The following is a 14,070-nucleotide window of genomic DNA, read 5'->3' on the forward strand; positions in this document are numbered from 1 at the left end:
ATCTTGCAAAAAGGATGGCGATCTACGTGCGCGAGGCCGGCTCCGGCAAGCCCCCTGCGTAACGCGCGCCCGATCCGCAATGTCTTCCGGATCCATCATGACAAGGCAAACCATCCGATTCCTGCGCCGGGGCGCCGTGCACGAAGTGAGCGACGTTCCGGTCACGCGCACGGTACTGCAATACCTGCGTGAAGACCTGCATGCCTGCGGCACCAAGGAAGGCTGCGCAGAAGGCGACTGCGGCGCATGCACGGTGGTCGTCGGCGAACTCGATGCCAACGGACGCCTCGTCCTCAAAGCCGTCAACGCCTGCATCCAGTTCCTGCCCACGCTCGACGGCCGCGCCCTCTTCACCGTCGAAGACCTGCGCGCGCCCGATGGCGCACTGCATCCGGTCCAGCAAGCGCTTGTCGATTGCCATGCCTCGCAGTGCGGCTTCTGCACGCCGGGCTTCGCCATGTCGCTGTGGGCGCTCTACGAACACCAGAGCGTCGATGCGGGCGTGCCCTCGCGCGACGAGATCAACCGGACCCTTTCGGGCAACCTGTGCCGCTGCACCGGCTACCGGCCCATCGTCGACGCGGCCCGCAGCATGTTCGACTACACGCGCCATGCCCGCGTCGCGCTCGATCGCACGGCTATCGAAGACGCCCTGCACAAGCTCCAGCGCCCCGCCACGTTCGAATACCGCGGCCCCGATGCGCGCGGCGCCGGGTACGGCGAAGCCACGTTCTTCGCGCCGCGCACGCTCGCCGAGTTCGCCGCGCTGCGTGCCGCACGGCCCGAAGCGCGCGTGCTCGCCGGCAGCACCGACATCGGCCTGTGGGTCACGAAGCAGTTTCGCGATCTGGGCGACTTGATCTACACGGGCAACGTCGCCGAACTGCGCGCGCTCACGCACGACGCGCACGCCATCACGATCGGCGCCGCCGTGCCGCTCGAAGAGGCATACGCCGCGCTGGCCGTCGACTATCCCGAGCTCGCGGAACTGTGGACGCGCTTCGCGTCGCCGCCGATCCGCAATGCGGGGACGCTCGGCGGCAACATTGCGAACGGCTCGCCGATCGGCGATTCGATGCCCGCGCTGCTCGCGCTCGACACGCAACTCGTGCTGCGCCGCGCCGACGACGTGCGCACGCTGCCGCTCGACGCGTTCTACACCGGCTATCAGAAGAATGCGCTCGCAACGGGCGAGTTCATCGAGGCGCTTCGCGTGCCGCGCCGCGCCCCCACGCTGCGCTTTCGCACCTACAAGATCTCGAAGCGCTACGACCAGGATATTTCTGCGGTGTGTGCCGCGTTCGCACTCGATATCGGCGACGATGGCGTGATCGCGCTCGCACGCATCGCGTTCGGCGGCATGGCCGCCACGCCGCTGCGCGCCGCGCTCGCCGAAGCCGCGCTGAGCGGCGCGCACTGGGACGAAGCGGCCGTGCTGCGCGCGATGGACGCGCTCGCCGACGACTACACACCGCTCACGGATCTGCGCGCGAGCGCCGCGTATCGCATCAAGGTCGCGCGCAACCTGTTGTGGCGCTGCTGGCTGGAGACGCGCAACGACGCTCCGCTTGCGCCGCGCGAGGTGAACGCGTTCGCCTTCGAAGGCGAGGACAACATGGCGCTCGCAGGAGACACGCGATGAACCATCAGTCCGATCCGATGGTTGCGCACACAGCGTACGCGGCGCACGTGGCACACCCGACACACACGGCCCGCTCGGCGGCGGGCGCGCCGTTGCCGCATGAATCCGCCGAACTGCACGTGAGCGGCGAGGCGCGCTACACCGACGACATCCCCGAACGGCACGGCACGCTGCATGCGGCGCTCGGCCTTTCGCGCCACGCGCATGCGCGCATCGTGTCGCTCGATCTGCGCCGCGTGCGTGAAGCGCCGGGCGTGGTTGCCGTGCTCAGCGCCGCCGACATCCCCGGCGAGAACAACTGCGGCCCGGTGGTGCACGACGACCCGGTGCTCGCGAGCGGCGAGGTGCAGTACCTCGGGCAGCCCGTGTTCGCGGTGATCGCAACGAGCCACGAACTCGCGCGGCGCGCCGCCGCGCTCGCCGCAAGCGACGACGTCGTGCGTTACGAACCGCTCGAAGCCGTGCTCTCGATCGCGCAGGCGAAAGCGATGCAGCACTACGTGCTGCCGCCGCTGCGCCTGTCGCGCGGCGAGCCTGCCGCGCGCATCGTCGCGGCGCCGCATCGCATCGCGGGCACCTTCGAAGCAGGCGGCCAGGAACAGTTCTACCTCGAAGGCCAGGTCGCCTATGCGCTGCCGGAGGAACAGGACGGCATGCTCGTCTACAGTTCGACGCGGCATCCGTCCGAAATGCAGCAGGTCGTCGCGCATCTGCTCGGCTGGCCCGCGCACCGCGTCGCGTGCGAATGCCGCCGCATGGGCGGCGGCTTCGGCGGCAAGGAATCGCAGTCGGCGCTGTTCGCGTGCGTCGCGGCGCTCGCGGCGTACAAGACGGGCCGCCCCGTGAAGCTGCGCGCCGACCGCGACGACGACTTCATGATCACCGGCAAGCGCCACGACGCGCTGTACACCTACGAAGCAGGCTTCGACGATACGGGCCGCCTGCTCGGCACGCGCGTGGAAATCGCACTGCGCGCAGGCTATTCCGCCGATCTGTCCGGCGCCGTGGCCACCCGCGCGGTGTGCCACTTCGACAACGCGTATTACCTCTCCGATGTCGAGATCGTCGCACTGTGCTGCAAGACGAACACGCAGTCGAACACGGCGTTTCGCGGCTTCGGCGGACCGCAGGGCGCGCTCGTGATGGAAGTCATGCTCGACGCCGTCGCGAAGCAGCTCAACCGCGATCCGCTCGACGTGCGGCTCGCGAACTACTACGGCATCGGCGAGCGCGACATCACGCCTTATGGCCAGCGCGTCGAGGACAACGTGCTCGCCCCGCTCACGCGCGAACTGCTCGCGTCGAGCCGCTACGCCGAACGACGCGCCGCGCTCGCCTCGTATAACCGCACGAGCCCGGTGCTCAAGCGCGGCATCGCGATCACGCCGGTCAAGTTCGGCATCTCGTTCAACGTGCCGCACCTGAACCAGGCGGGCGCGCTCGTGCATGTCTACCGCGACGGCTCGGTGCTCGTGAACCACGGCGGCACCGAAATGGGCCAGGGGCTCAACACGAAGGTCGCGCAGGTGGTGGCGGGCACATTCGGGCTGCCGCTCGCGCGCGTGCGCGTGAGCGCCGCCGATACCGCGAAAGTGGCGAACACGTCGGCCACCGCCGCCTCGACGGGCAGCGACCTCAACGGCAAAGCCGCCGAAGATGCCGCGCTCACGATCCGCGCCCGTCTCGCCACGCTCGCCGCCGCCGAATACGGCGGCACGCCCGACGCCGTCACGTTCGAGGACGGCGCAGTGCGGGCGAACGGCGTGTCGATCGCGTTCGCGCAGTTCGTCGAACTCGCGTATATGAAGCGCGTACAGCTCTGGTCGGACGGCTTCTACGCGACGCCGAAGGTCCACTGGGACGCCCGCACGCTGACCGGCCATCCGTTCTACTACTTCGCGTATGGCGCGGCGGTATCGGAAGTGGTCGTCGATACGCTCACCGGCGAATGGAAGCTCGTGCGCGCCGACGTGCTGCACGACGCCGGCCGTTCGATCAATCCGGCTATCGACATGGGCCAGGTGGAGGGCGCGTTCATCCAGGGCATGGGCTGGCTCACGACCGAAGAACTCTGGTGGGACAGCAACGGTCGTTTGATGACACACTCGCCGTCCACGTACAAGATTCCAGCGGTCAGCGATACGCCCGCCGTATTCAACGTGCAGCTTTATCGCAACGAAAATGCCGAGCCGACCATCTTCAGCTCGAAGGCCGTCGGCGAGCCGCCGCTGTTGCTGCCGTTCTCGGTGTTTCTCGCGATTCGCGACGCGATCGGCGCTGCGGTGCCCGAGGCGCGCGAAGCCGCGCCGCTTCGTGCGCCCGCGACGCCCGAGGCCATTCTCGACGCGCTCGATGCACTGCGCGCCATCGCAGCGGCTACGTCGAGCGCTCAGTCGCCAGCGCTTACACCCGCGGCCGGGAACGCCGCGCCCGGCCATGCCGCCGTGCCCGCAGCGGCGCGCACCGTGAAGATGGACTGAAAGCGCATAACCGTGAAGATCAACCGGCGGCGCGCCTTGCGCGCCGCCCGACGAGGGAGAAGCGCCAGATGCACGCCTGGCTCACCGATCTGCAGTACCTGCTCGCGCGCGGCGACGCCGCCGTGCTCGTGACGGTCGCGCGCGTCGAGGGATCGGCGCCGCGCGACGCCGGCACGAAGATGATCGTGACGCGCGACGCCGCGCGCCACACCATCGGCGGCGGCCATCTCGAATGGAAAGCCATCGAGATCGCACGCCAGGCGCTGCGCGACGGCATGCGCGCGCCGCACATGCGGCGACTCGAACGCCTCGCGCTCGGGCCGAGCCTCGGCCAGTGCTGCGGCGGCGCGGTCGTGCTCGCGTTCGAGCGGCTCGATGTGGGCGACCTCGGCTGGCTCGCGTCGCTTGCGCGCCGCCTCGCGGCGGGCGAATCGACCGTACGCAGCGTCTCGTTTCGCGCCACGCGCAACGGCGGCCCGAGCGCGAGCCAGGGAGCCCAGGGCAGCGCAGCAGCGGCGGTAGCAGCAACAGCGGCAGCGGCAGCCGATGCCGTGATGCTCTCGCAGCCGGAACCGGGCGTCGAAGCGCCCGACTGCCTGCTCTGGGAGTCGGGCGAGCACGCAGGCGACGCGCTTCTCACCGAAACCATCGCGCCCAACGACTTCCCCGTCGTCGTGTTCGGCGCGGGCCATGTCGGCGCGGCATTGGTGCGCGTGCTCGGCACGCTGCCCTGCCGCGTGCGCTGGGTGGACGAGCGCGACGCCGCGTTCCCGCCACCCGAAGCGCTCGCGGCGCTCGGCGCGCGCAACGTCGAGATCGACGCGAACGACGCCCCCGACGAAGCCGTCGACACCGCCGCGCCCGGCACGAGCTTCATCGTGATGACGCACGATCATTCGCGCGACCTCGCGCTCGCCGAACGCATCCTGCGGCGCGGCGATTACGCGTTCTTCGGCATGATCGGCTCGCACACGAAGCGCAAGCAGTTCGAGCACCGGCTCGCGGCGCGCGGCATCGATCCCTCGCAGATCGCACGGATGAAGTGTCCGCTCGGCGTCGAAGGCATCGCCGACAAATCGCCCGAAGCCATCGCGATCTCGGCCGCCGCACAACTCTTGCAAGTTATCGGGGCACGCGCAGGCAGTCATGGCGCGTGACATCACCCTTTTACCCACCGACCAGATCATGGCAAACACAAACCAGGCAATCTCCCTCACAGAAAAGGCCGCTCGCGCGCCGAAGTCCGAACTGCACATCCATATCGAAGGCTCGCTCGAACCCGAGCTGATCTTCAAGCTCGCGCAGCGCAATAACGTCAAGCTCGCGTACAACTCGATCGAGTCGTTGCGCGAGGCGTATGCGTTCACCGATCTGCAGTCGTTCCTCGACATCTACTACGCCGGTGCGAGCGTGCTGCTCACGGAAAACGACTTCTACGACATGACGATGGCCTACTGCGAGCGCGCGCTCGCGGACAACGTCGTGCATGCCGAGATTTTCTTCGATCCGCAGACGCACACCGAACGCGGCGTAGCCATCGAAACGGTGGTCGCAGGCATCGACCGCGCGCTGGCCGATGCCGAAAAGCGCGGGCTCACGAGCAAGCTGATCCTGTGTTTCCTGCGCCACCTGAGCGAAGCCGATGCGCTCGCAACCTTCGACGCCGCGCTGCCGCTCTTCGAGCGCCATGCGCGCCTCGTCGGCGTGGGACTCGATTCGTCCGAACGCGGACATCCGCCCTCGAAATTCGAGCGCGTGTTCGAACGGGCGCGCGCCAGGGGCCTGAAACTCGTTGCGCACGCAGGCGAGGAAGGCCCGCCCTCGTACATCTACGAAGCCCTCGATCTGCTCAAGGTGGACCGCGTCGATCACGGCGTGCGCAGCATCGAAGATGCGGCGCTCGTCACGCGTCTGGCGGACTCGCGCGTGGCGCTCACGGTCTGCCCGCTGTCGAACATCAAGCTGTGCGTATTCGACGACATGACGAAGCACACGCTGAAGGATCTGCTCGACCGCGGCGTCGCGGTGACCGTCAATTCCGACGATCCGGCCTACTTCGGCGGCTACGTGAACGAGAACTACACCGCCATCATCGATGCGCTCAAGCTCGACGAGAACGAGGTGTACGCGATCCTGCGCAATGGCTTCGAGGCGTCGTTCGTGACGCCGCAGGAACGCGACGCGCTGATCGCGAAACTCGACGCTTACTGGCACGGCGCGAGCGCGTAAGCACATAAGCGCGTAGGCGAGCACGGCGCGGCAGGGCATGTCCAACCGCATGCCCCGCTGCATGCCCTACCCGCATCGATCGGAGACGCTGTTCCCATGACTCAATCGGCTTACCGGGCGAAGCTTCTGACGTTCACGGGCGATCCTGCGCAATCGCCCGACGCCGCGGTCTTTCACGAAGACGGCGTCGTGATCGTCGAAGACGGCCATGTGGCGGCAGCGGGCGCGTGGACGGCACTCGCCGGGCTCGTCGCGGGCGATGCGAGCGTCCATGATCTGCGCGACAAGCTGATCGTGCCGGGCTTCATCGACACGCATATCCACTATCCGCAGACCGACATGATTGCGTCGCCCGCGCCGGGCCTGCTGCCGTGGCTCGAAACGTGGACGTTCCCCACCGAGCGACGCTTCGAAGACGAAGCCCTCGCGCAGGATACGGCGCGCTTTTTCGTCGATGAACTGCTGGCGAACGGCACGACCACGGCGCTCGTCTATTGCACCGTGCACAAGCAGTCCGCCGACGCGCTCTTCCGTGCGAGCGAGGCGAAGAACCTGCGCATGATCGCGGGCAAGGTGCTCATGGACCGTCACTGCCCCGCGTTCCTGCGCGATACGCCGCAATCGGGTTACGACGACAGCGCCGAACTGATCGGCCGCTGGCACAAGCGCGGCCGCCAGCTTTACGCGCTCACGCCGCGCTTCGCGCCCACCTCGACCGAGGCGCAGCTCGAAGCCTGCGCGACGCTCGCGAAGGCGCATCCGGACATCTTCATCCAGAGCCACGCCGCCGAGAGTCGCGAGGAGGTGAACTGGGTAAGCGAACTCTTTGCGCACCGCCGCAGCTACATCGACGTCTACGATCATTACGGGCTGCTGCGACCGCGTGCCGTGTATGGCCACTGCATCTGGCTCGACGACGAGGACCGCCGCCGCATGGCGCAAACGCGCGCGGTCGCCGCGCACTGCCCGACGTCGAACCTGTTCCTCGGCAGCGGCCTGTTCGATTTCGATCGCGCCGACGCATCGGCCATGCTCGTGACGCTCGCGACGGACGTGGGCGGAGGCACGTCGTTTTCGATGCTGCAGACGATGAACGAAGCGCACAAGGTCGCGCGCATGGGCGGGCATCACCTGAGCGCGACGCGCATGTTCTGGCTCGCAACGGCGGGCGCGGCCGAGGCGCTCGATCTCGGCGACATGATCGGCACGCTCGCGCCGCAAAGCGAAGCGGACTTCGTCGTGCTCGATCCGCAAGCGACGCCGCTGCTCGCACGGCGCACGGCGCGTGCGCAATCGCTCGAAGAACTGCTCTTCGCGCTCGCCATGCTCGGCGACGATCGCGCCGTGTACGAAACCTACGCGGCGGGAAAGCGCGTGCATCGGCGCGGCGAGCGCACGAAGCGAAGGAATGTTTGACCTCGGACGGTAAACCTTTCCCACCCTTCGCCACCGCCGCCGCCATGCAGAGATAAATCGCAGACGGATCCTCCATACGGATCCTGCATTTTTTGTCAGAAATTATCTCCGCCGCGTAGACGCTCTCCAGAGGTTTTTACCGCCTGATTCAAGACAGAAACTGTGCGCCGTGCTTCATAGGACTGCTTTAGAACAGATATTTTTTCCCGGTGGTAAGGTCGCGCTTGAGAAAGTTGCCAACCGCCCAACCCGGGTCTCTGGAGAACGTCAGAAATGGACAAATACGCCGCCCCTGCCTCATCGATGCTTCCGCCCTCGGACATGGCTCTTGTTCTGCCGCGTACCGCTCTCGTTGTCATTGACCCCCAAGTCGACTTTCTAAGTCCGAAGGGTGTCGTCTGGGGCGCAGTGGGCGAGAGCGTCACGGAACTGAATACCGTTGAGAATCTCGGCAAGTTGTTTGCCGCCGCGAAGAAAGCCAATATTGTTGTGGCGATCTCGCCGCACTACTACTACCCGTGGGATAACAACTGGAAATTCGAAGGCGCGCTTGAAAAGCTCATGCATAAAGTGGGCATGTTCAAACGGCCGAGTCCTTATTCCGTGGATGGCTTCGAGAATTCCGGCGCCGATTTCATGCCTGAGTACAAGCAGTACATCCTCGACAATAAAACCATCATTGCTTCGCCGCACAAGGTCTACGGGCCGCAGCAGAACGATCTCATCCTGCAGTTGAGAAAACACCGTGTCGATCAGGTGATTCTGGCGGGCATGTCCGCGAACCTGTGTGTCGAATCGCATCTGCGTGAATTGCTGGAGCAGGGATTCGAGGTGGCGGTCGTCCGTGACGCAACGGCTGCGGCGATTCTTCCGGACGGTGATGGCTACCAGGCCGCAATAACGAACTTCCGCTTCATGGCGAATGCCGTGTGGACGACCGAAGAGGCAGTCAAGAGGCTTTCGTAAGCGTTTTATTTAGACGTACGTTTCAAACGTATTGCGTTACTCAGGGTATTGCGCGAACACGCAATACCCTGATTTTTTGTGTGAGCCGTAGTTTGTCGCGCCGTCATCGAGCCAACACCCTCCGTAGTTTCGTAGCGGCACAAAGCGGTGCAGTTCGACGCGAATTGATGCAATTTGACGCCAAACCGCGTGCTATAATCCGCCGCTCATTGGGGAGTAGCCGCCCCGCATCGTGCCGCGCCACGAGCCTGTAACCAGGTTTGACGCGATCCGCGCACGATCCGCGGGGGCACCTGTCAACAGACTTGGCCGAAACAGCCATGGCAGGTGCAGCCTCTGGCCTGGCGAGACCGATGACCCACGCGCGCCGCTAACAGGGCCCGGCGCGTCGCGGGTCGTCGCTCGCACACATTCCGGCCCGAGGATCCATCAAAACGTGAACCAGGCATTTCTCGTCTCCGCAGGCGCCGTTGCGCTCGCTGAAATCGGCGACAAGACCCAGTTGCTGTCGCTCGTCCTCGCCGCACGCTATCGCAAGCCGGTGCCGATCATCCTCGGCGTACTGGCCGCCACGCTCATCAACCACGCGGGCGCCGGAGCGCTCGGCGCGTGGCTCGGCGCGCTCGTCACCCCTTCGGTGATGCGCTGGGCGCTCGCCGCGTCATTCGTCGCGATGGGCCTGTGGATACTCGTGCCCGACAAGCTCAGCGAAGGCGAATCCGATGTCAACCGCACGCAACTCGGCGTGTTCGGCGCGACTGTCGTGACCTTTTTCCTCGCCGAGATGGGCGACAAGACGCAGATCGCCACCGTCGCTCTCGCGGCACGCTTTCACGATTTCTTCGGTGTGGTGGCCGGCACGACGCTCGGCATGATGATCGCCAACGTGCCCGCGATCCTGCTCGGCGACCGCTTTGCCCACAAGCTGCCGACAAAGCTCGTGCACGGCATCGCCGCGGTTCTCTTCGTCGTGCTGGGCGTGCTCGCGCTGATGGGCGTAGGCGTTTAAAGCCAGACAAGCGCGGTTTTTGCCGGCTGCTTTTGCCACGCCTCTACCGGCCTGCCCCTGGCTGCGGCTGCTCGCGTGCGCCCGCTACTTCGCCGTAGCGGCGGCAGCCGAAGCCGGGGCCGGCGCGCTCACCTCGTTCGGCATCCCGGCGTTCTTGTCGACCGGCAGCCTGACGTCGCGCACCGAACCATTCGCCATCGGAAAATCCGCGAGTGCGCTGCGCACCAGATACGGCATCACGCGTATGAGCGAAGGCTCGTCGCCCTCGGTGCGCGCCGTCACGTTGTAGCGCTCCGCGCCCGTCGCGCGGTCGGTGATGCGGATGCCGAGCATGTGCGAATACACCGGAACCATCTGGTCCACATAGGCAGGCGGGAACGCGCCCCACGGCGCCCACGGACCGAACCGCCTCCAGTACGGTCCCGGCCACGGCTGGAAGAACATCGGCTGCTCGACGATCATCTGACCCATGTGGCTGCCATAAACGAGCGCCACCAGATAGCGCGCCTGCGGTTCGGAAACCTGGCGGAACGCGTGCGAGGCCAAAGCATCGGCGACGAATACCTCATAAGTCGCCTGCTCAATGGTCTGCTTCTGACTCGCAGCGCGCGTGAAGGCGTAGGTGCGCGTGGCGTCGCTGCCGCCGTCCCACGCGGAGAGCGCCGTCACCTGGCTCGTCACGTAAGTCGTGCAGCCGGACAGCGTCACGGCGAGCGCCGCCAGCAGCATCAGTGCGCGGCGCGTCCATCGGTGGTGCTTCATTGTTTTCTCGTACCCATTCCAGTTTCCTGCCAGATCAAAACAGCCGCGCCGCGTCTGCAGGCCGGGTCTGCAGGCGCAGCAGTGCGATCATACTGACTTGCCCGCACGATCGGAAAGAAGTTCGCGCTGCGGCCCCGCTGCCGGACAACCGGTCCGCGCCTTTGTACAATGGGGCGATCTGCGGCGCCTGCCGGCCGGAACCCGCTGCGGGACCACGCGCGCCGCACCACTCGACGAAACCGCAACCAGACCATGTCCGATACCGCCACGCCCAACGTGATCCGCCGCGCCGACTACGCCCCTCCTGCCTTTCTGATCGACACCGTCGATCTCGAGTTCGACCTCGTCCCCGAACGCACGATCGTCAAGAACACGATGCGCGTGCGCCGCAATCCTGCCGCTGCACACGCCACCGATTCCACAGCCGATCTCGAACTGATGGGCGAGCAACTGGAATTCGTGAGCGCAGAGATCGACGGCAAACCGTACGCGCGCGTGCGCGCCCACGAGCACGGACTCACGCTCGAGAACGTGCCTGACGCATTCGAACTCGTGCTCACCGGCGCCTGTGCCCCTGCCGCCAACACGACGCTGTCGGGTCTCTATGTGTCGAGCGGCAACTTCTTCACGCAGTGCGAAGCCGAGGGCTTTCGCCGCATTACCTGGTTTCTCGACCGCCCCGACGTGATGGCGACCTACACGGTCACGCTGCGCGCCGACAAGACCGCGTATCCGGTGCTGCTCTCGAACGGCAACCTGATCGCCGAAGGCACGCTGCCCGATGGCCGTCACTACGCGAAGTGGGAAGACCCGTTCCGCAAGCCGAGCTATCTGTTCGCACTGGTCGCGGGCAAGCTCGTCGCACTCGAAGAGCGCCTCAAAAGCGGCTCGGGCAAGGAAAAACTGCTGCAGGTCTGGGTAGAACCGCAAGACCTCGACAAGACGCGCCACGCGATGGATTCGCTGATCCACTCGATCCGCTGGGACGAAAAGCGCTTCGGGCTGGAACTCGATCTCGACCGCTTCATGATCGTCGCGGTCAGCGACTTCAACATGGGCGCGATGGAGAACAAAGGGCTCAACATCTTCAACACGAAGTACGTGCTGGCCAATCCCGAAACGGCCACCGATACCGACTTCGCCAACATCGAAGCCGTGGTCGGCCATGAGTACTTCCACAACTGGACCGGCAACCGCGTGACCTGCCGCGACTGGTTCCAGTTGAGCCTCAAGGAAGGGCTCACGGTGTTTCGCGACCAGGAGTTCTCGGCGGCGATGTCGGGCGGCGACGAAAACGACGCCGCGCGTGCGACGAAGCGCATCGAAGACGTGCGCGTGCTGCGCCAGGTGCAGTTCGCGGAGGATGCGGGCCCGATGGCGCATCCGGTGCGCCCCGAGAGCTACGTCGAAATCAACAACTTCTACACGATGACCGTCTACGAAAAAGGCTCGGAAGTCGTGCGGATGTATCAGACGCTGTTTGGCCGCGACGGCTTTCGCAAGGGCATGGACCTGTACTTCCAGCGCCACGACGGCCAGGCCGTCGCCTGCGACGACTTCCTCGCGGCGATGGCCGACGCCAATGGCCGCGACCTCGCGCAATACGAGCGCTGGTACAGCCAGGCGGGCACGCCGCGCGTGACGGTCACGACGCACTACGACGAAGCGCACAGGCGCTACAGCGTGACGCTCGCGCAGGATTACGCCAACAGTTCGCCCGCGGCGCGCGAAACGCAGAAGGGACCGCTGCTGATTCCGTTCGCGATCGGCCTGATCGGGCCGGACGGCGCGGACCTGCCGCTGCGTCTCGAAGACGAAAGCGCCGTGAGCGGCACGACGCGCGTGCTCGAATTCACCGAGGCGCAGCAAACCTTCACCTTCGTCGACGTACCCGTGAAGCCGCTGCCTTCGTTGCTGCGCAATTTCTCGGCGCCCGTGATCGTCGAGTACGACTACAGCAGCACTGAACTGGCATTCCTGCTCGCCCACGACAGCGATCCGTTCAACCGCTGGGAAGCGGGACAGCGCCTCGCGACACGCGAACTGCTCGCGCTCGCCGCGCGCGCGGCGCGCTCGGAGCCGCTCGAAGTCGACGACGCGCTCGTCGACGCCTTCCGCCGCGTGCTCAACGACGAAACGCTTTCGCCGTCGTTTCGCGAACTCGCGCTGATGCTGCCGTCGGAAACCTATCTCGCCGAGCAGATGGCCGAATCGAATCCGGCCGCCGTGCACGCCGCGCGCCTGTTCGTGCGCAAGCGCCTCGGCGCGGCGCTCAAGGCCGACTGGCTCACGAGCTACGACAAGCACCTCACGCCGGGCGCCTACGAACCGACGCCCGAGGCTGCGAGCCGCCGTGCGCTGAAGAATCTCGCGCTGTCGTATCTTGCGGAACTGGACGACCCGGCCGATGCCGTGCGCCTCGCCACTGCGCAATACGATGCGGCCGACAACATGACCGACCGCGCGGCGGCGCTCCAGGCGCTGCTGAACGCAGCGGCGGGCACGGGCCGCGACGTCGCGCGGCATGCACTGGAAGACTTCTACACGCGCTTCGAGCGCGAGCCGCTCGTCATCGACAAATGGTTCGCCCTGCAGGCCGCGCAGCGCGGCAGCGCACAGCATCCGGTGATCGAAACCGTGCGCGCGCTGATGAAGCATCCGGCGTTCAACCTGAAGAACCCGAACCGCGCGCGCTCGCTGATCTTCAGCTTCTGCGCGTCGAATCCGGCGCAATTCCACGCCGCCGACGGCTCGGGCTACGCGTTCTGGGCCGAGCAGGTGCTGGCGCTCGACGCGTTCAACCCGCAGGTCGCGGCGCGTCTCGCGCGCAATCTCGAACTGTGGCGCCGCTTCACGCCCGCACTGCGCGAGCCGATGCGCGCGGCGCTGGAGAAAGTTGCGGCAGAAGCGAAGTCGCGCGACGTGCGCGAGATCGTCGAGAAGGCGCTGGCCTGACGCGGCGACGCGGCTGAAGCCGAGGCAAGCAAGAGAAAGGCCGCTGTCCCTGGGGGACAGCGGCCTTTCTTGCGACGGGCGGCAAAAATAATCGTCCGTTACGACACGCGCGAGGATCGCTCTTATTTACCGGCGGGCGACGCGGTGCTCGGAGTCGCCAGCGTGTTGTTGACCCCGTAAGCGGGCATGCTGGGCGCCGGGTTGCTGCTCATGCCCGTCTGCGAAACCGAGTTCGGCAACCCGCCCATGCCGCTATCCGTATTGGTAGCGCCAGGCGCGCCGTAGCCGCTCGTTGCATGGGCGGCGGCCGGCGAGACGGTGGTCGGGGTCGCCAGCGTGTTGTTGCTCTGTGCGTAAGCGCCGCCCGAAAATGCGAGTGCTGCGGCGGCCGCGATTAACGTACTGAATGCCTTGTCCATAGCTCGTATCTCCTTGATTGGGCTGAAATATCGACGCAGCCGATCGCCGCCTGCTTGACCACGAACCGGGCAGTCACCGTGGCCAGTGCGCTCATAAAGGGACCGATTTCCTGAAGCATTTCCTGAAGTATAGGTCGCGCTGTAAGGGCACGCTGTCAGCGAACCAGAACATCGACGATCTGCGCATCCGCT

General features: G+C 66.0%; 10 protein-coding genes and 1 riboswitch. Of the genes, 8 read left to right on the forward strand and 2 right to left on the reverse strand.

Features of this window, described 5'->3' with window-relative positions:
• Positions 1 to 97: 97 nt before the first annotated feature.
• From xdhA to EPN59_RS17910, 7 genes are all read left to right on the forward strand, one after another.
• Entirely contained in the window at positions 98 to 1,642 is a 1,545-nt protein-coding gene (xdhA, locus tag EPN59_RS17880) for a xanthine dehydrogenase small subunit (protein WP_293036648.1), read from the forward strand.
• A gap of 17 nt (positions 1,643 to 1,659) precedes the next feature.
• Positions 1,660 to 4,122, forward strand: a complete 2,463-nt coding sequence (gene xdhB, locus EPN59_RS17885) for a xanthine dehydrogenase molybdopterin binding subunit (RefSeq protein ID WP_293046572.1) — start codon at positions 1,660 to 1,662, stop codon at positions 4,120 to 4,122.
• Between the two features lie 68 nt (positions 4,123 to 4,190).
• Positions 4,191 to 5,279: a xanthine dehydrogenase accessory protein XdhC gene (gene xdhC / locus EPN59_RS17890; RefSeq protein WP_293036646.1), complete on the forward strand. Its 1,089-nt coding sequence runs from the start codon at positions 4,191 to 4,193 to the stop codon at positions 5,277 to 5,279.
• A 28-nt stretch (positions 5,280 to 5,307) separates the two neighbouring features.
• Positions 5,308 to 6,351 (forward strand): adenosine deaminase, encoded by a 1,044-nt coding sequence (locus EPN59_RS17895; protein WP_293046542.1) that lies wholly within the window; start codon positions 5,308 to 5,310, stop codon positions 6,349 to 6,351.
• Between the two features lie 96 nt (positions 6,352 to 6,447).
• Positions 6,448 to 7,767, forward strand: coding sequence for a guanine deaminase (gene guaD, locus EPN59_RS17900; RefSeq protein WP_293038496.1), 1,320 nt, complete (start codon positions 6,448 to 6,450; stop codon positions 7,765 to 7,767).
• 273 nt (positions 7,768 to 8,040) lie between these two features.
• Positions 8,041 to 8,733 carry a cysteine hydrolase gene (locus EPN59_RS17905; RefSeq protein WP_293038493.1) on the forward strand — a complete coding sequence of 231 codons (693 nt, stop codon included), beginning with the start codon at positions 8,041 to 8,043 and terminating at the stop codon, positions 8,731 to 8,733.
• A 199-nt stretch (positions 8,734 to 8,932) separates the two neighbouring features.
• Positions 8,933 to 9,115, forward strand: a riboswitch (yybP-ykoY riboswitch).
• Between the two features lie 54 nt (positions 9,116 to 9,169).
• A complete protein-coding gene (locus tag EPN59_RS17910) occupies positions 9,170 to 9,742 on the forward strand; it encodes a TMEM165/GDT1 family protein (protein ID WP_293038490.1) in 573 nt (190 codons plus the stop codon).
• Positions 9,743 to 9,826: 84 nt separating this feature from the next.
• Here EPN59_RS17910 and EPN59_RS17915 read toward each other — a convergent pair whose 3' ends face one another.
• Entirely contained in the window at positions 9,827 to 10,504 is a 678-nt protein-coding gene (locus EPN59_RS17915; protein ID WP_293038487.1) for a DUF4136 domain-containing protein, read from the reverse strand.
• A 252-nt stretch (positions 10,505 to 10,756) separates the two neighbouring features.
• Between EPN59_RS17915 and pepN the strand changes: the two genes are divergently transcribed.
• On the forward strand, positions 10,757 to 13,459 hold the full coding sequence (gene pepN / locus EPN59_RS17920; protein ID WP_293041267.1) for an aminopeptidase N: 2,703 nt from the start codon (positions 10,757 to 10,759) through the stop codon (positions 13,457 to 13,459).
• A 122-nt stretch (positions 13,460 to 13,581) separates the two neighbouring features.
• Here the strand turns inward: pepN and EPN59_RS17925 are convergent, their stop codons facing one another.
• Positions 13,582 to 13,878, reverse strand: a complete 297-nt coding sequence (locus EPN59_RS17925) for a hypothetical protein (protein WP_293041266.1) — start codon at positions 13,876 to 13,878, stop codon at positions 13,582 to 13,584.
• Positions 13,879 to 14,070 lie beyond the last annotated feature (192 nt).

Source organism: Paraburkholderia sp. (genome assembly GCF_004298475.1).
In the GTDB taxonomy this organism is placed as follows: Bacteria; Pseudomonadota; Gammaproteobacteria; order Burkholderiales; family Burkholderiaceae; genus Paraburkholderia; species Paraburkholderia denitrificans.

Coding starts and splice junctions, on each gene's coding strand:
- pepN (WP_293041267.1), top strand. CDS start 10,757: ATGTCCGATACCGCCACGCCCAACGTGATCCGCCGCGCCGACTACGCC.
- EPN59_RS17905 (WP_293038493.1), top strand. CDS start 8,041: ATGGACAAATACGCCGCCCCTGCCTCATCGATGCTTCCGCCCTCGGAC.
- xdhB (WP_293046572.1), top strand. CDS start 1,660: ATGGTTGCGCACACAGCGTACGCGGCGCACGTGGCACACCCGACACAC.
- xdhA (WP_293036648.1), top strand. CDS start 98: ATGACAAGGCAAACCATCCGATTCCTGCGCCGGGGCGCCGTGCACGAA.
- guaD (WP_293038496.1), top strand. CDS start 6,448: ATGACTCAATCGGCTTACCGGGCGAAGCTTCTGACGTTCACGGGCGAT.
- EPN59_RS17925 (WP_293041266.1), bottom strand. CDS start 13,878: ATGGACAAGGCATTCAGTACGTTAATCGCGGCCGCCGCAGCACTCGCA.
- EPN59_RS17895 (WP_293046542.1), top strand. CDS start 5,308: ATGGCAAACACAAACCAGGCAATCTCCCTCACAGAAAAGGCCGCTCGC.
- xdhC (WP_293036646.1), top strand. CDS start 4,191: ATGCACGCCTGGCTCACCGATCTGCAGTACCTGCTCGCGCGCGGCGAC.
- EPN59_RS17915 (WP_293038487.1), bottom strand. CDS start 10,504: ATGAAGCACCACCGATGGACGCGCCGCGCACTGATGCTGCTGGCGGCG.